This window comes from Mycobacterium sp. GA-1199 (genome assembly GCF_001500045.1).
Classification (GTDB): domain Bacteria; phylum Actinomycetota; class Actinomycetes; order Mycobacteriales; family Mycobacteriaceae; genus Mycobacterium.
Map to the genome: position 1 here is coordinate 174,244 of NZ_LQIX01000055.1, position 16,985 is coordinate 191,228.

At 66.5% G+C, this 16,985-nt stretch carries 14 protein-coding genes and 2 tRNA genes; 6 read left to right on the forward strand and 10 right to left on the reverse strand.

Annotated elements, in window-relative coordinates; all coding sequences use genetic code 11:
- Entirely contained in the window at window positions 1-1,074 is a 1,074-nt protein-coding gene (locus AU198_RS24335; RefSeq protein ID WP_502689318.1) for an NAD(P)H-dependent glycerol-3-phosphate dehydrogenase, read from the reverse strand.
- Here AU198_RS24335 and cofC point away from each other — a divergent pair.
- The 3 genes from cofC (at window position 1,044) to mutT1 (ending at window position 4,936) form a co-directional block, all read left to right on the forward strand.
- Complete coding sequence (cofC, locus tag AU198_RS24340) at window positions 1,044-1,688, forward strand: 2-phospho-L-lactate guanylyltransferase (RefSeq protein ID WP_064351140.1); 645 nt, start codon at window positions 1,044-1,046, stop codon at window positions 1,686-1,688. The two genes, AU198_RS24335 and cofC, sit on opposite strands and share 31 nt — an antisense overlap.
- A 120-nt stretch (window positions 1,689-1,808) precedes the next feature.
- Window positions 1,809-3,932, forward strand: coding sequence for an RNA degradosome polyphosphate kinase (locus AU198_RS24345; RefSeq protein WP_231744771.1), 2,124 nt, complete (start codon window positions 1,809-1,811; stop codon window positions 3,930-3,932).
- Between the two features lie 80 nt (window positions 3,933-4,012).
- Entirely contained in the window at window positions 4,013-4,936 is a 924-nt protein-coding gene (mutT1, locus tag AU198_RS24350; RefSeq protein ID WP_064351142.1) for an 8-oxo-(d)GTP phosphatase MutT1, read from the forward strand.
- Window positions 4,937-5,062: 126 nt separating this feature from the next.
- Here mutT1 and AU198_RS24355 read toward each other — a convergent pair whose 3' ends face one another.
- From AU198_RS24355 to leuC, 3 genes are all read right to left on the reverse strand, one after another.
- On the reverse strand, window positions 5,063-5,605 hold the full coding sequence (locus tag AU198_RS24355) for an HU family DNA-binding protein (RefSeq protein ID WP_064351143.1): 543 nt from the start codon (window positions 5,603-5,605) through the stop codon (window positions 5,063-5,065).
- A gap of 189 nt (window positions 5,606-5,794) precedes the next feature.
- The gene (gene leuD / locus AU198_RS24360; protein WP_064351144.1) at window positions 5,795-6,391 is read right to left on the reverse strand and encodes a 3-isopropylmalate dehydratase small subunit; all 597 of its coding nucleotides are present in this window, start codon (window positions 6,389-6,391) and stop codon (window positions 5,795-5,797) included.
- A 14-nt stretch (window positions 6,392-6,405) separates the two neighbouring features.
- Window positions 6,406-7,866 carry a 3-isopropylmalate dehydratase large subunit gene (gene leuC, locus AU198_RS24365; RefSeq protein ID WP_064351145.1) on the reverse strand — a complete coding sequence of 487 codons (1,461 nt, stop codon included), beginning with the start codon at window positions 7,864-7,866 and terminating at the stop codon, window positions 6,406-6,408.
- A 38-nt stretch (window positions 7,867-7,904) separates the two neighbouring features.
- Between leuC and AU198_RS24370 the strand changes: the two genes are divergently transcribed.
- Window positions 7,905-8,606 carry an IclR family transcriptional regulator gene (locus AU198_RS24370; RefSeq protein WP_064351146.1) on the forward strand — a complete coding sequence of 234 codons (702 nt, stop codon included), beginning with the start codon at window positions 7,905-7,907 and terminating at the stop codon, window positions 8,604-8,606.
- A gap of 31 nt (window positions 8,607-8,637) precedes the next feature.
- Here AU198_RS24370 and AU198_RS24375 read toward each other — a convergent pair.
- From AU198_RS24375 to AU198_RS24390, 4 genes are all read right to left on the reverse strand, one after another.
- Window positions 8,638-8,710, reverse strand: a tRNA-Glu gene (locus AU198_RS24375).
- A gap of 62 nt (window positions 8,711-8,772) precedes the next feature.
- A tRNA-Gln gene (locus AU198_RS24380) sits at window positions 8,773-8,847 on the reverse strand.
- Window positions 8,848-8,966: 119 nt separating this feature from the next.
- Window positions 8,967-10,442 (reverse strand): glutamate--tRNA ligase, encoded by a 1,476-nt coding sequence (gene gltX / locus AU198_RS24385; protein WP_064351147.1) that lies wholly within the window; start codon window positions 10,440-10,442, stop codon window positions 8,967-8,969.
- Entirely contained in the window at window positions 10,442-11,251 is an 810-nt protein-coding gene (locus AU198_RS24390; RefSeq protein ID WP_064351148.1) for a fumarylacetoacetate hydrolase family protein, read from the reverse strand. Before AU198_RS24390 ends, gltX begins: the two co-directional genes overlap by 1 nt.
- 116 nt (window positions 11,252-11,367) lie before the next feature.
- On the opposite strand from AU198_RS24390, the gene AU198_RS24395 reads away from it, so the two are divergent.
- Window positions 11,368-12,585 carry an MFS transporter gene (locus AU198_RS24395; protein WP_064351149.1) on the forward strand — a complete coding sequence of 406 codons (1,218 nt, stop codon included), beginning with the start codon at window positions 11,368-11,370 and terminating at the stop codon, window positions 12,583-12,585.
- Window positions 12,586-12,830: 245 nt separating this feature from the next.
- Here AU198_RS24395 and AU198_RS24400 read toward each other — a convergent pair whose 3' ends face one another.
- Together AU198_RS24400 and serA are read right to left on the reverse strand one after the other, a co-directional pair.
- Entirely contained in the window at window positions 12,831-13,841 is a 1,011-nt protein-coding gene (locus tag AU198_RS24400) for a 3-isopropylmalate dehydrogenase (protein ID WP_064351150.1), read from the reverse strand.
- 8 nt (window positions 13,842-13,849) lie between these two features.
- Entirely contained in the window at window positions 13,850-15,436 is a 1,587-nt protein-coding gene (gene serA / locus AU198_RS24405; RefSeq protein ID WP_064351151.1) for a phosphoglycerate dehydrogenase, read from the reverse strand.
- A gap of 54 nt (window positions 15,437-15,490) precedes the next feature.
- On the opposite strand from serA, the gene AU198_RS24410 reads away from it, so the two are divergent.
- Entirely contained in the window at window positions 15,491-16,921 is a 1,431-nt protein-coding gene (locus tag AU198_RS24410; RefSeq protein WP_064351152.1) for a phytoene desaturase family protein, read from the forward strand.
- Window positions 16,922-16,985: the final 64 nt, after the last annotated feature.

Below are 16,985 nucleotides of genomic sequence, written 5' to 3' on the forward strand. Positions count from 1 at the left end.
TCACTCCGGTTTGGTGCTGCGCCCGAGCAACAAGATGACGGCCTCGTCGACCGAGAGCCCCCTGTGGCATACCCGGAATACGGCATCGGTCAACGGCATCTCGACGTCGTAGCTCTCGGCCAACGCCAGCACCGATTGGCACGAGGCGACCCCTTCGGCGACGTGGCCACCGGTGGCGCGCATCGCCGATTCCATCGTGCCGCCCTGGCCCAGACGCAGGCCGAAGGTGCGGTTGCGTGACTGCCCGGATGTGCACGTCGCGACGAGGTCACCAACCCCGGCCAAGCCGGCGAGCGTGGCGGGCTTGGCGCCCAACGCGATTCCCAACCGCATGATCTCGGCCAGCCCACGGGTGATGATCGCGGCCGCGGTGTTCTCCCCCAGTCCGACCCCGGCCGCCATACCGGATGCCAGCGCGATCACGTTCTTGCACGCGCCACCGACTTCGGCGCCGATGACGTCGGCATTGGTGTACGGCCGAAAGTACGGCGTGGAAAGGGCCCGTTGCAATGCGACGGCCCGTCCGGAGTCACTGCAGGCGACCACGGTGGCCGCCGGTTGCTCGTCGGCGATCTCGCTGGCGAGGTTCGGGCCGGAGACCACTGCAACGCGTGCCGGATCGGCGCCGGTCACCTGGACGATCACCTGGCTCATACGCATGAGTGTGTCGAGTTCGATGCCCTTGGCCAGGCTCACCAGCGTGACTACGTCGTCGATGCGCCCCGACCACTGTTCGAGATTGGCCCGAAGCGTCTGTGCTGGCACCGCGAACAGCACCGTGCATGCGCCGTCCAGCGCTTCGGCCGCATCGTTGGTCGCCCGTATGGTCTTGGGCAATTCGGTGTCACCGAGATACCCGGTGTTGCGATGGGTGTCGTTGATCTCGTCGGCTACTTCTTGATGACGCGCCCACAGCATCACCTCGTTGCCCGCATCGGCAAGGACCTTCGCCAGTGCACTCCCCCACGCACCGGCCCCCATCACCGCCGCCTCGACCACGCCTTCAGCGTAACCCGCGGCCGACTGCTGGCAGGATGACGCACATGAGTGGGTCACCTGATGCCGAAATCGCATTGGTGATCGCGGTAAAACGCCTCGCCGCGGCCAAGACCCGGCTGGCCCCCGTCTTTTCCGCATCCACCCGCGAGAAGGTCGTGCTGGCGATGCTGGTCGACACGATCACCGCCGCGTCGGCGGTCCCCACCATCGGCTCGGTCACGGTGGTCACACCGGACGAAGCCGCCGCCGAGGCCGCGGGCCGGATCGGGGCGCGGGTGCTCACCGACCCGACCCCCGACGGTCACCCGGACCCGCTGAACAACGCGATCGCCGCCGCCGAAGCCGAAGTCCGGCATGAGACATCGAACGTCGCTGTGTTGCAAGGCGATCTGCCCGCATTGCAGACCCACGAGCTGACGGCGGCCGTCGCGGCGTCGCGCAAACACCCACGCAGCTTCGTCGGCGACCGGCACGGCACCGGCACATCGGCGTTGTTCGCGTTCGGGGTCGCCCTGAACCCGCAATTCGGCGCCGACTCCGCTCAACGCCACCGACACTCCGGCGCGCTCGAGCTGACCGGTGCGTGGCCGGGGCTGCGGTGTGACATCGACACACCCGATGACCTGCTGGTGGCGCGCCGGCTCGGCGTCGGCGCGGCCACAGCGGCGGCCATCACCGTTTCGAGATGAACCGTTCAGCTGCGCGCTGGCACGAAGACCGTTGGATAAGGGATCATCGCAGGCATGACGAAAGCCGGGATCCAGGTTCGTGACAGCGACGGCGAATCACCGTCGGCAACCGTCCGAACGATGCCGTCGGACTCCGGTGACTCGGCGCCCGAAGCCCCGCCCGCGGCAACGGCCCCCGCCGTCGAGAACGCGCTACCCGAAGACCGCTACCTGAACCGCGAGCTGAGTTGGCTCGACTTCAACGCCCGCGTGCTGGCGTTGGCCGCCGATACGTCGCTTCCCCTGCTGGAGCGGGCGAAGTTCCTTGCGATCTTCGCGTCGAATCTCGATGAGTTCTACATGGTCCGGGTCGCCGGATTGAAACGCCGCGATGAGATGGGGCTGTCGGTGCGCTCTGCCGACGGGCTATCACCCCGCGAACAGTTGCGTCGCATCAACGAGCGAACTCAGCACCTCGCCAACCGGCACGCCCATGTGTTCCTCGATTCGGTGCGTCCTGCGCTGGCCGACGAAGGCATCGTGATCGTCACGTGGGCCGAACTCGACGAGGCCGAACGCACGCGGTTGTCCACCTATTTCCACGAACAGGTGTTCCCGGTACTGACGCCGCTCGCCGTGGATCCGGCCCACCCGTTCCCCTTCGTGAGTGGCCTGAGCCTGAATTTGGCGATCACCGTAAAACATCCCGACGACGGTGGGCAGCACTTCGCCCGAGTCAAGGTGCCCGACAACGTAGAACGGTTCGTCGAACTGGCCGCCCGCGAAAGCGATGCCAGGATCGTGCGCTTCCTGCCGGTAGAAGAACTGATCGCGGCGTTCCTTCATGTCCTGTTCCCCGGACTGGAGATCGTCGAGCACCACGCGTTCCGCATCACGCGCAACGCCGATTTCGAGGTCGAAGAGGACCGCGACGAAGACCTGCTGCAAGCGCTCGAACGGGAGCTGGCCCGGCGTCGATTCGGTTCCCCGGTCCGGTTGGAAGTCTCCGACGACATGACCGAGAGCATGCTCGAATTGCTGCTGCGCGAACTCGACGTCGCGCCCGGCGATGTCATCGAGGTGCCCGGGTTGCTCGACCTGTCCTCGCTGTGGCAGATCTACGATCTCGATCGCCCCGCCCTCAAAGACCGGCCGTTCGTGCCGGCCACCCCGCCGGCGTTCGGCGAGCGGGAGACACCCAAGAGCATCTTCTCGACGCTGCGCGACGGCGACGTGCTGGTGCACCACCCGTACGACTCCTTCTCCACCACCGTGCAGCGGTTCATCGAACAGGCCGCGGCGGATCCGAACGTATTGGCGATCAAGCAGACCCTGTACCGCACCTCGGGTGACTCACCAATCGTCAACGCGCTCATCGACGCTGCGGCGGCGGGTAAGCAGGTCGTCGCGCTCGTCGAGATCAAGGCCCGGTTCGACGAGCAGGCCAACATCAAGTGGGCACGCGCATTGGAGCGTGCCGGCGTGCACGTCGTGTACGGGCTCATCGGACTCAAGACTCACTGCAAGACGTGTCTGGTGGTGCGTCGGGAGGGATCGCTGATCCGGCGTTACTGTCACATCGGCACCGGCAACTACAACCCCAAAACTGCGCGGCTGTATGAGGACATCGGACTGCTGACGGCCGCGCCCGACATCGGCGCGGATCTCACCGACCTGTTCAACTCGCTGACGGGCTACTCGCGCAAGGATTCCTACCGCAACCTTCTGGTGGCCCCCCAAGGGGTCCGAAGGGGCATCATCGAGCGCATCGAACGGGAGATCGTCGCCACCCGCGACGGCGCCGAGGGGCGGATCAGGCTGAAAGCCAACGCGTTGGTGGACGAGCAGGTCATCGATGCGCTGTACCGCGCGTCGCAGGCCGGTGTGCGGGTCGAGGTGGTGGTTCGGGGTATCTGCGCGCTACGACCCCATGCCCCTGGATATTCGGACAACATCGCCGTCCGCTCGATCCTCGGCCGGTTCCTCGAACACTCGCGGATCATCCACTTCCGCGCGATCGACGAATTCTGGATCGGCAGCGCCGACATGATGCATCGCAATCTCGATCGGCGCGTCGAAGTGATGGCCGAAGTCAAAGATCCGCGGCTGAAGGCGCAACTGCACGAGATCTTCGAGTCGACGATGGACCCGTCCACCCGGTGTTGGGAGTTGGGCGTCGACGGTAAGTGGACGGCGTCGCCGCAGGAGGGTCACACTGTTCGCGACCATCAGGTCTCGTTGATGGAGCGCCACCGGCAACCATGACGGACTTCCTCACCGCCAGGGACTTTCACAATCGTCGTCGTGGGCCGCGCGGGTGCCCAGAATGATCTGCAGGAGTTGAGGTGCCGAAGCAGACATCCGAGACCGGCTCCGATGCGGAGACGATCCTGGCCGCCGGGGCGGTGTTGTGGCGGCCGAACGGCGAACCCGATGCGCCGGAAGTCGCGCTGATCCACCGCCCCCGTTATGACGACTGGTCGCTGCCCAAGGGCAAGGTGGACCCCGGGGAGACCGAGCCCGTGACCGCCGTGCGCGAGGTGTGCGAAGAGACCGGGTACACGGCGCATCTCGGCCGACGACTCAGTTCGGTGAGCTATCCCGTCGAGGGCGGTAAGAAGAAGGTGCGCTACTGGGCGGCGCGCGTGGTCGGCGGCGAGTTCAGCCCCAACGACGAAGTCGACGAGCTCAAGTGGTTACCCCTGCCGGCGGCGATCAAACAACTGGATTATCCGCATGACCGAAAGGTGCTGCGCCGCTTCGCGAAGTATCCGGCCGACACCAAGACGGTGCTGATCGTCCGCCACGCCACCGCCGGCAGCAAGTCTCGGTTCAAAGGTGATGACCGCAAACGGCCCTTGGACAAGAACGGCCGCGCGCAGGCGCAGTCACTGGTCGCGCTGCTGCTCGCCTTCGGCGCCGACCAGTTGTTCGCGGCGGACAGAGTGCGCTGTGTGTCGACATTGCAGCCACTGGCAGAAGAACTCGGGCAGACCATCCGAAGTGACGAGCTGCTGACCGAGGAGGCGTACGCGGAAAACCGCAAAGTGGCCCGACAACGCTTCCTCGAGATCGCCGGCACCCCTGGCACGCCGGTGATCTGCACGCAGGGCAAGGTGATTCCGGACCTCATCGAATGGTGGTGCGAGCGCGACGGTGTGCGGCCCGACAAGTCGCGCAATCGCAAGGGCAGCACCTGGGTGATGTCGCTTCACAACGGCCGGTTGATCGCGGCGGACCACATGGGCAGTCCACTGGCCGTGAAATGACGCCCACACGTTGAATGCAAGTTCCGGCGGACTCCCGCCCGGAAAGATTGAGCCGTAGATGTTTTGGCGGGCGTAAAACGCGAACACGCCGTGGGTCGCGCAGACCCACGGCGTGTCCGGTCGGAGCTACTTGCGACCGCGCTTGGCCGCCGACTTCTTGGCCGGTGACTTCTTGGCGGCGGTCTTCTTGGCCGCCGTCCGCTTGGTCGCGGCCTTCTTGGCCGGCGACTTCTTGGCGGCGGTCTTCTTGGCCGCCGTCCGCTTGGTCGCGGCCTTCTTGGCCGGAGCCTTCTTCGCGGCACTCTTCTTGGCCGGCGACTTCTTGGCCGCCTTGCGGGCACTTCCCGCCGTAACGCCTCTCTTCACTGCTGGTCCTTCCGCCGGGAGGCGTTGCGCCCCAGAGACAACGGCTTTGAACTGAGCGCCGGGCCGGAATGCCGGCACGGAGGTGGGCTTCACCCGGACGGTCTCGCCGGTGCGCGGATTACGTGCGACGCGTGCCGCGCGGCGGCGCTGTTCGAAAACGCCGAAGCCGGTAATGGTGACGCTGTCACCCTTGTGCACCGCGCGCACGATGGTGTCAACGACATTCTCCACCGCGGCGGTGGCCGACCGACGATCCGAGCCCATTTTCTCCGTGAGTACGTCGATGAGCTCTGCTTTGTTCATGCATAACCTCCGGAAACCAGTGGTCCTCTTTGGACCGACTAGAGGACACGGTAAACCCATTCCCCATTGATTTCCAAGAGCCACGCGCAGTTTCAGGCGAAGCCAGCGAACTTTCTTGCCCCCCTTGACCTCCAGAGGGGCCCCGGAGAACCGGGTTCACAGACGGTGATTTCGGCTCACCGGCCGCCGTTATCCGGTCGGCAGAGTCCGCGGTTTCCAGTCCGGCCTGCGCGCTTCATAAGCCGCGATATCATCGCATTTGCGCAGCGTAAGGCCTATATCGTCGAGTCCGGAGAGCAATCGCCAGGCCGTATAGTCGTCAATTCTGAACGGCACCATAACCGTTCCGGCGGCGATGGTTCGATCTTGAAGATTCACAGTGATTTCCAGGCCTGGCTGCTCCTCGATGAGCTTCCATAAAATTTCCACATCGTCTTGCGGAATTTCGGCCGCCAGAAGCCCGGCCTTGCCCGCATTGCCCCGAAAGATGTCGGCGAAGCGGGACGAGATGACGACCCGGAAGCCGTAATCCATAAGCGCCCACACGGCATGCTCGCGTGACGAACCGGTGCCGAAATCGGGGCCGGCGACCAATACCGAGCCTTTGTCGAACGGGGGCAGGTTCAATACGAACGACGGGTCGTTGCGCCAGGCGGCGAACAAACCGTCCTCGAAACCCGTTCGTGTAACTCGCTTCAGGTAGACCGCCGGGATGATCTGATCGGTGTCCACATTCGACCGACGCAGTGGGACGCCGATGCCGGTGTGGGTGTGAAAAGCCTGCATGCCGTGTGCTCCTATCAGTCGGTCAGGTCTGCGGGCGAGGACAACGTGCCACGCACCGCGGTGGCCGCCGCGACCGCGGGAGACACCAGATGCGTACGACCGCCCTTGCCTTGCCTGCCCTCGAAATTCCGGTTGGACGTGGACGCACAACGTTGACCCGGTGACAGCTGGTCGGGGTTCATCCCCAGGCACATCGAACACCCCGCCTGACGCCACTCCGCGCCAGCGGCGGTGAAGATCTCTCCGAGCCCTTCGGATTCGGCCTGCAGCCGCACGCGCATCGATCCGGGCACGATCAGCATGCGCACCCCCTCGGCGACCTTGCGACCGCGCAGCACGTCCGCGGTCACCCGCAGATCCTCGATGCGGCCGTTGGTGCACGAGCCGACGAAGACGGTGTCGACCGCGATGTCACGCATCGCGGTCCCAGGCCGAAGGTCCATGTAGGCCAACGCCTTTTCGGCCGCTTGCCGTTCGCCCTCGTCGAATATCAACTCCGGGTCGGGCACCGAATCGGACAGCGGCACCCCTTGGCCCGGGTTGGTACCCCACGTGACGAAGGGGCTCAGGGTCGACGCGTCGATGTAGACCTCGGTGTCGAATTCGGCACCCTCGTCAGTGCGAAGGCTGCGCCACGCGGCGACCGCTTGGTCCCACTGTTCGCCCTGCGGGGCGTGCGGACGCCCGCGAAGAAACTCGAACGTGGTGTCGTCCGGTGCCACCATGCCGGCCCGCGCACCCGCCTCGATACTCATGTTGCAGATCGTCATCCGGCCTTCCATCGACAGCGATTCGATGGCGCTGCCGCGGTATTCGATGACGTGGCCCTGCCCTCCGCCGGTACCGATCTTGGCGATCACGGCGAGGATGATGTCCTTGGCGCTCACTCCGTCGGGAAGCTCACCGTCGACGTTGACCGCCATGGTCTTGAACGGGCGCAACGGCAGAGTCTGCGTGGCGAGTACGTGCTCGACCTCCGACGTGCCGATCCCCATCGCCAGCGCGCCGAACGCTCCATGCGTCGAGGTATGGCTGTCGCCACACACAACCGTCATACCGGGCTGCGTCAATCCGAGTTGCGGTCCGATGATGTGCACGATGCCCTGTTCGGCATCGCCCATCGGATGCAACCGGATGCCGAATTCTTCGCAGTTGCGCCGGAGGGTCTCCACTTGTGTGCGCGACACCGGGTCCGCGATCGGCTTGTCGATGTCGACCGTCGGCACATTGTGGTCCTCGGTGGCGATGGTCAGATCCGGTCTGCGCACCGAACGCCCGGCCAGCCGCAGCCCGTCGAACGCCTGAGGGCTGGTCACCTCGTGCACGAGATGCAGGTCGATGTAGATCAGATCGGGTTCGCGCGCAGCGCCCTCACCGCCGCCTTCGACGACGACGTGGTCGGCCCACACCTTTTCGGCCAACGTGCGCGGTGTGTCACCGGGCCTGCGGGCAGCGCTGGAAACATCGGTCGACATCTTGACTATCTCACAATCTGGGAAGTTAGTATCTCCTTGTGAGACAGGATAGCGGCATCGGCGTATTGGACAAAGCCGTGGGCGTGCTGCACGCGGTCGCCGATTCGCCCTGCGGGCTGGCCGAACTGTGCGAGCGCACAGGCTTGCCGCGCGCCACGGCGCACCGTCTTGCCGCGGGCCTGGAAACCCATCGATTGCTGGCGCGCAACGGCGACGGCCGGTGGCGGCTCGGTCCCGGCCTGACCGAATTGGCCGGACAGGTCAACGATCCGCTCGTGGCCGCGGGCGCGGTCGTCCTGCCCCGGTTGCGCGAGATCACCGGCGAGAGCGTGCAACTCTACCGCCGCGAGGGCACCTCACGGATCTGCGTGGCGGCGCTGGAACCTCCTGCCGGGCTGCGGGATACCGTGCCGGTCGGCAGCACGCTGCCGATGACGGCGGGCTCCGGCGCCAAGGTTCTGCTGGCGTATGCCGACGCGGCCACCCAGCAGGCCGTACTCCCGAACGCGAAGTTCACCGATCGCACGCTCGCCGAGGTGCGCAAGCGCGGATGGGCGCAGAGCGCCGCCGAACGCGAGCCTGGTGTGGCGAGTGTCTCGGCTCCGGTGCGAGACGGACGCGGCGTGGTCATCGCCGCGGTGTCGGTGTCCGGGCCGATCGACCGGATGGGCCGGCGGCCGGGGGCGCGGTGGGCCGCTGATCTGTTGGCCGCTGCCGACGCCCTGGCGCGGCGCCTGTGAGAGTGACGCAGTTCGCAGAACGCGAAATCTGTACCCCCGATGGGATTCGAACCCACGCTACCGCCGTGAGAGGGCGGCGTCCTAGGCCGCTAGACGACGGGGGCTAGAACTGGTTTCCGGATGGCCAGCATATCTCAGCGAGATTTGTCGGCCTAATCACGGTCGTTGGCTGGGGTACCAGGACTCGAACCTAGAATGGCTGAACCAGAATCAGCTGTGTTGCCAATTACACCATACCCCATCGACAGTCCGTAACCGCAGGTCACGGGCCTTTTTTGGCCCCCTCGCGCGGCGGGCGGAACCCCGTCGCGCGCGGTATCGGACCGACGTGCAGACTACCAAAGATTTTCAACGCCCTTTTCACGCCTCGGCTTCCGCGGCGGCTCGCGCCCTCCCGGCCCGCAGTCGGGCCAGGCTGCGTTCACGCCCCAGCAGGTCAAGCGATTCGAACAGCGGCGGGCTGACCGAAGCTCCCGTGGCGGCGACGCGGATCGGACCGAACGCCTTGCGCGGCTTGAGCCCGAGGCCCTCGAGCAGCGCCTCCTTGAGGGCCGCCTCGATCGCCGGGGTGGTCCAGTCGCCGACGTTCTCCAGGGCGCCCAGCGCGGCGTCGAGCACCGCGACCGCCTCGGCCTTCAACTCCTTGGCCGCCGACTTCTCGTCGAGCGTGAACTCCGCGTCGTTGAGGAACCGCAACAGGTCCCACGCATCGCCGAGCACCACTATGCGGGTCTGCACGAGCGCGGCGGCTTCGGCGAAGCGGTCGTCGTCGAGGCCGGTGTCGTGACCGTGCTCGGTGAAGTAGGCCCTCAGACGGGCGGTGAACTCCTGTTCGCTCAGCATCCGGATGTGTTCTGCGTTCAGCGCGTCGGCCTTCTTCTGGTCGAACCGGGCCGGATTCGAGTTGACGTCGGCGACGTCGAAGGCCGCCACCATCTCGTCGAGGCTGAAAACGTCACGGTCCTCGGCGATTCCCCACCCCAGCAGGGCCAGATAGTTCAGCAGGCCTTCCGGGATGAAGCCCCGTTCGCGATGTACGAACAGGTTGGACTGGGGATCGCGCTTGGACAGCTTCTTGTTGCCGTCTCCCAGAACGCTTGGCAGGTGCGCGAACTCGGGAATCCGGTCCGCTACGCCGATCCGCATCAGAGCCTGGTACAGCGCGATCTGGCGGGGCGTCGATGACAGCAGGTCCTCACCGCGCAGCACGTGGCTGATCTTCATCAGCGCGTCATCGACCGGATTCACCAAGGTGTACAACGGCTCCCCGTTACCGCGGGTCAGCGCGAAATCGGGTACCGACCCGGCCGGGAACGTCGTTTCCCCGCGCACGAGATCGCGCCAGCCGATGTCCTGGTCGGGCATCTTCAACCGCACCACGGCGCGCCTGCCTTGGGCGCGCAACTCCGTCCGCTGCTGTTCGGTCAGGTCGCGGTCGAAGTTGTCGTAGCCCAATTTGGGATTGCGCCCCGCGGCCAGATGACGCGCTTCGACTTCCTCAGGCGTGGAGAACGACTCGTACGCGTCGCCGGCTTCGAGGAGCCGGGCGATCACATCGCGGTAGAGATCGAGTCGCTCCGATTGCCGGTATGGCCCGTAGGGACCACCGACTTCGGGGCCTTCGTCCCAGTCGAGTCCGAGCCATCGCAGCGCATCGAGTATCGCGCGGTAGCTCTCCTCGGAATCGCGCGCCGAGTCGGTGTCCTCGATGCGGAACACGAAGGCGCCGCCGGTATGGCGGGCGTACGCCCAGTTGAACAGCGCGGTGCGGATCAGGCCGACGTGCGGCGTACCCGTGGGTGACGGACAGAACCGCACCCGAACATCACTTGTCATCACTTCCCTTTGCGCACAACCGGATTCGTCAATGTTCCGATGCCTTCGACGGTGATGCTCACGGTGTCGGAGTCCTCGATCGGGCCGACACCCTCGGGCGTCCCGGTCAGAATCAGATCGCCCGGCAACAATGTCATCACCCGGGATATCCATTCCACGATCGCACCGACGTCGTGGATCATCAGCGACGTCCTGCTGTTCTGCTTGACGACACCGTTGACTTCGGTGCGGATCTGCAGGTCCGAGGGATCGACGTCGGTGACGATCCACGGCCCGACCGGGCAGAACGTGTCATGCCCCTTCGCGCGGGCCCATTGGCCGTCCTTCTGCTGCTGATCGCGTGCCGAGACATCGTTGGCGATGGTGTAACCCAGGATGTTCTCCGCCGCGCGGGCGGCCGATACGTCCTTGCACGGCCTGCCGATGACCGCGGCGAGCTCGCCCTCGAAATGCACGGGATCCGCGTCGGCGGGCAGCTGGATCGGCACGTTCGGACCGATGATCGCGGTGTTGGGTTTCATGAAGATGATCGGGTCGTCGAAAGTGGCGGGGTCCGAACCGTCTCCGGCGCGTGCGGCCATTTCGGCGATGTGGGCCGCATAGTTCTTGCCCACGCACACCACCTTGGTCGCGAGGATCGGCGCGAGCAGGCGCACATCGGCCAGCGGCCACTGCCTGCCGGTGAACTGGGGATTGCCGAACGGGTGCTCGGCGATTTCCCTCGCGATCGCCTGAGCGGGGTCGTCGGGTGGACCCTCGACGCTGACGAAGGCGACACCGTCGGGGCTGGCGATTCGGCCAAGGCGCATGGCGTTCAGCCTAGTAGTCGGCCTGGTAGCGGCCGCCGACCGCTCCCACGACAGCGCTGTCTCGATATGTGAGAGCGCGATTCAGCATCGTGAGATCGCTGTGCCACGATGGTCCGATGTCCGCCGAGCCGCTGACCGCCGCCCGTCGATGGTCGTTGCTGTGTATCGCGCTGGCGGCGACGACGAGCGCCAACGTGTTCATCAATGGTGTGGCCTTCCTCATCCCCACACTGCACAGCGAAAGGGGGCTCGACCTCGCGGCGGCCGGTCTGCTCTCTGCGATGCCGGGCTTCGGGCTCGTGACCACGTTGATCGCGTGGGGCTATGTCGTCGACCGCTACGGCGAACGCATTGTGCTGACGGTCGGCTCGGTGCTGATTTCCGCGGCTGCGTTCGCCGCTGCCTTCGCCGAATCCCTGGTCGGCGTGGGCGCTTTCCTGTTCCTCGGCGGCATGGCGGCCGCGAGCAGCAACTCGGCCAGCGGCCGGTTGGTGGTCGGCTGGTTCCCGGTCGAACGACGCGGCCTGGCCATGGGGATCCGGCAGACGGCCACCCCGTTAGGAGTCGGGTTGGGAGCGCTGGTGATTCCGAGGCTGGCCGAAGGCCACGGTGTGACCGGTGCGTTGCTGTTTCCCGCTGCGGTGTGCGCGGTGTCGGCGCTGGTGTGCCTGGTCGCGGTGATCGATCCGCCACGACCGCCGCGTTCCGAGGCGCCGATCGAACATCTCACGAACCCCTATCGGGGCTCTTCGGTGCTGTGGCGTATTCACGCTGTCTCGGTGTTGCTCGTCGTGCCCCAGGCGGTGGTGTGGACGTTCACGCTCGTGTGGTTGATGTCGGAGCGCGGCTGGTCGGCCGGCTCGGCCGGCCTACTCGTCATGGTGGCCCAATTGCTCGGCGCCGGAGGGCGTATCGCGGCCGGGCATTGGTCGGACCGGTTGGGTCAACGGCTTCGCCCGATCCGTGCGATCGCCGCCGCCGCGGCGCTCAGCATGGCAGCACTCGCGTTGTCGGACTGGCTGAACTCCCCGGTCGCGGTGGCGGCGATGGTGGTCGCCTCGGTGATCACGGTGTCCGACAACGGTTTGGCGTTCACCGCCATCGCCGAGATCGCCGGGCCCTTCTGGAGCGGTCGCGCCCTCGGCACCCAGAACACCGCCCAGCATCTGGCGTCGGCCGTCGCGGCCCCCACATTCGGGGCGCTGATCGGGGTTGCCGGTTATCCGGCGGCGTTCGCCGTCTGCGCATTGTTCCCGCTGGCCGCGACGCCGCTCGTGCCCCCTGACCCCTCGGTTCGCCGGAAACCGCAAGGGGGCTGTGATTCGGCAACGTGAGTTCTGGGCCGGCTGTCCACATTAGCGTCCTCAGTCTTCCCCGGAACCACTTCTGCCACTGCCCGCCTCCGAGCGAATAATTCGCTGGCAGCGAATCATTCGCTGAGAGCTGGGCAGTGCGGGGAGGTAGTCACCGAGGGTAGTGAGCGTCCGGAGTACCCGGGCACCCGAAGTACCTGAGCGCCCAGTGGTATCTGAGGCGGCGTGCCCGCCGAGATCGATAACGTCCTGCTTATAGGCCTTGCTTATAGATAGCCCGCGATCCGGTCGCCGACAGCGGTGGTGGACAGCTTCTCGTCACCGCGCGTGGCCAGATGCTGCTCGACGGCCTTGTCGACACGCGCGGCCGCATCCGTCTCGCCGACATGGGCCAGCAGCAATGCGACCGACATGATCGCCGCAGTCGGGTCGGCGATCCCCTGGCCCGCGATGTCGGGGGCGCTGCCGTGCACGGGTTCGAACATCGACGGATTGGTGCGCGTGGCATCGATATTGCCGCTGGCGGCCAGCCCGATACCTCCGCACACCGCGGCCGCGAGGTCGGTGACGATATCGCCGAACAGGTTGTCGGTGACAATCACATCGAAACGGCCCGGGTCGGTGACGAGGTGGATGGTCGCCGCGTCGACGTGCTGGTAGGCGATCTCGACGTCTCCGAAGTCGGCGGCGACCTGCTGAACGGTGCGCCACCACAACGCGCCGGCGAAGGTCAGGACGTTGTTCTTGTGCACCAGCGTCAGATGTTTGCGACGTTGCTGGGCGCGGACGAACGCGTCCTCTACAACGCGGCGCACACCGAACGCGGTGTTGACGCTGACCTCGGTGGCGACCTCATGCGGTGTCCCGACACGGATCGCGCCGCCGGTTCCGGTGTAGGGACCCTCGGTGCCTTCCCGCACGACGACGAAGTCGATGTCGGGGTTGCCCGCCAGCGGGCTGTTCACGCCGGGATAGAGACGGCCGGGGCGCAGGTTGATGTGATGGTCGAGTTCGAACCGGATGCGTAGCAGCAGACCGCGTTCGAGCACGCCGCTGGGTACCGACGGGTCTCCGATCGCGCCCAGCAGGATCGCGTCGTGCCCGCGGAGTTCGTCTAGCACGGAGTCGGGCAGCACCTCACCCGTGGCGTGGTAGCGGCGCGCGCCGAGGTCGTACGGCGTCTTGTGCACGCCGGGAAGCACCGCGTCGAGAACCTTGACGGCCTCCCCGACGACCTCCGGGCCGATCCCGTCACCCGCGATGATCGCCAGCTTCATGGCCGAAGTCACGACAGATCAACCACTTCCAGCATCATCGCGCCGACTTCCTCGGCGATGGTGGACCGGACATCGGAGGGAACGTCGCGGTCGATACGCAGCAGGATGGTCGCGCCGGGACCTTCGGCGTCCTCGCTCAACTGGGCGGCGTGGATGTTGATGCCCGCCGAACCGAGGATGGTGCCGATCTTGCCGAGCGTGCCCGGCTGGTCGACGTAGTTGATGATCAGATAGATGCCCTCGGCGCGCAGGTCGAAGTTGCGCCCGTTGATCTGGACGATCTTCTCCACCAGGTCCGTGCCGGTCAGCGTGCCCGCGACATTTGCGGTGGAACCGTCGGCGTAGACGGCCCGCACGTCCACCACGCTGCGGTGGTTGGGACTCTCGCTCGCGGTGCTGATCTCGGCCTGCACACCCCGCTCGGCCGCCAGCGCGGGTGCGTTGACGAACGTGACGGGATCTTCGATGATCGCCGAAAACAGTCCGCGCAACGCCGAAAGCCGAAGCACCTCAACATCTTCGGCGGCGAGCTCACCCTTGACCTGCACCGCCAGCGACACCGGCAGCTCGTCGCACAACGCTCCGACAAGCAGGCCGAGCTTGCGGACGAGATCCAGCCACGGCGCGACTTCCTCACCGACCACTCCCCCGCCGACGTTGACCGCGTCGGGAACGAACTCCCCGGCCAGCGCGAGCTTCACGCTGGCCGCGACATCGGTGCCCGCCCGGTCCTGCGCCTCGGCGGTGGACGCGCCGAGATGCGGGGTCACCACGACCTGCGGCAGCTCGAACAGCGGGCTCTCGGTCGTGGGCTCGGTGGCGAACACATCGATGCCCGCCGCGCGCACATGACCCGAGCGCACCGCTTCGGCCAGGGCGTCCTCGTCGATCAGTCCGCCGCGGGCGGCGTTGACGATGATCACGCCGGGCTTCGTCTTGGCCAGCGCCTCCTTGCCGATCAGTCCCGCGGTCTCCTGCGTCTTCGGCAGGTGCACCGAGACGAAGTCCGCGCGCTCCAACAACTCGTCGAGGCTGAGCAGCTCGATGCCGAGCTGTGCAGCGCGGGCCGCCGACACGTACGGGTCGTAGGCGACGACGTGGGTGCCGAACGCGGCCAGGCGCTGAGCCACCAGCTGACCGATGCGGCCCAATCCGACTACGCCGACGGTCTTGCCGTAGATCTCGGTGCCCGAGAACGACGAGCGCTTCCAGGAGTGCGCGCGCAACGACGCATCGGCGGCCGGGATCTCGCGCGCCGCGGACAGCAGCAGGGCCAAAGCGTGCTCGGCCGCGCTGTGGATATTGGAGGTCGGCGCGTTGACGACCAGCACACCGCGGGCGGTGGCGGCGTCCACGTCGACGTTGTCGAGCCCCACCCCGGCCCGGGCGACGATCTTGAGCTTGGGCGCGGCGGCAAGCACCTCGGCGTCGACGGTCGTCGCCGAGCGCACCAACAGCGCGTCGGCATCGGCCACCGCGGCCAGCAGCTTGGGCCGGTCCGGACCGTCGACCCAACGGACTTCCACCTGGTCACCGAGGGCGGCGACCGTCGACTCGGCCAATTTGTCGGCGATCAATACAACGGGCAGACTCACGCGGTCAGCCTAATGGGCTTGAATGTTCGGGTGGTGGGTGGGAGAACCGCAAGCGTGGATGTCACCGTCGTCGGCAGCGGACCCAACGGTTTGGCGGCCGCCGTCATCTGCGCCAGGGCCGGGTTGTCGGTGCAGGTGCTCGAGGCGCAGCCGACTCTCGGAGGCGGCGCCCGCACACTTGCCGACCCGGGGTTTCCCGGCGTTTCCCACGACATTTGTTCGGCCGTTCACCCGCTTGCGCTGGCGTCGCCGTTCCTGGCCGAATTCGACCTGCCCTCTCGAGGCGTGAGCTTGCGGGTGCCCGAGGTGTCCTACGCCAATCCACTCCCGGGGGCGCGCGCCGCGATCGGCTACCACGACCTCGACCGAACCGTCGCGGAGCTCGAACACGGGCAATCGTGGCGCAGATTCTTCGAACCCATGGTCGAACGCGACGGCGCCGTTCTCGACCTGCTGCTCGGCGACAAACGATCGGTGCCGGGCAACCCGATCGCCGCCGTCCAGGTGGCGAGCAGGCTGCTCGAACAGGGCACACCCGCATGGAGTGCGCTCAAGGGCGCCGACGCCCGCGCATTGTTCAGCGGCGTTGCCGCGCATGTGATCTCGCGTATGCCGTCGCTCGTGTCGGCGGGTGGGGGCCTGATGTTGGCCACGCTCGCGCACACCGTCGGCTGGCCCATCCCCGTCGGGGGAAGTCAGGCCATCGTGGATGAGCTGATCTCGGATCTGCGGGCGCACGGCGGTGTGATCACGGCCGGCCAGGAAGTCACCGAACCACCCGAGGGTGTCGCACTTTTCGACACCGCGCCCACCGCGCTGGCTGGCATCTACGGCGACAAACTGCCCCGCCGCTATGCGAAAGCGTTGCACCGGTATCGATTCGGCCCCGGTGTGGCCAAGGTCGACTTCGTGCTCTCCGAGGATGTGCCGTTCACCGACGAGCGCTTACGGCGGGCCCCCACACTGCACATGGGTGGCACCCGGGAACAGATGGCACACGCCGAACGCGAGATCGCCGCAGGGCGGCACCCCAAGTGGCCGATGGTGCTCGCCGCGCAGCCGCACCTGGAGGATCCGAGTCGTATCGACGCCGCGGGCCGTCGACCGTTGTGGAGCTACGCGCACGTCCCGAACGGTTCGACCGTCGACCAGAGCGAGCGGGTCACCGAGATCTTCGAACGCTTCGCCCCCGGTTTCCGTGACATCGTGGTGGCCGTCCGATCCGTTCCCGCCGCACGCCTGGCAGAACACAACGCCAACCTGGTGGGCGGCGACATCGGCGTCGGCGGCAACACCCTCATGCATGCGCTGACGGGGCCGACCCCTCGGCTCAACCCCTGGACCACACCCATCCCCAAGGCATATCTGTGCTCATCGGCCACGCCACCGGGCGGAGGCGTGCACGGTATGGCCGGTTACTTCGCCGCACGCACGGTGTTGCGACGCGAGTTCGGCATCAAGACGATGCCCGCACTGTCTCCCTGAGCGGACGGCCCCAATACATATCGATGCAAGTTCGATGCATAGGCGCCGGCCAGACGGGGTACCC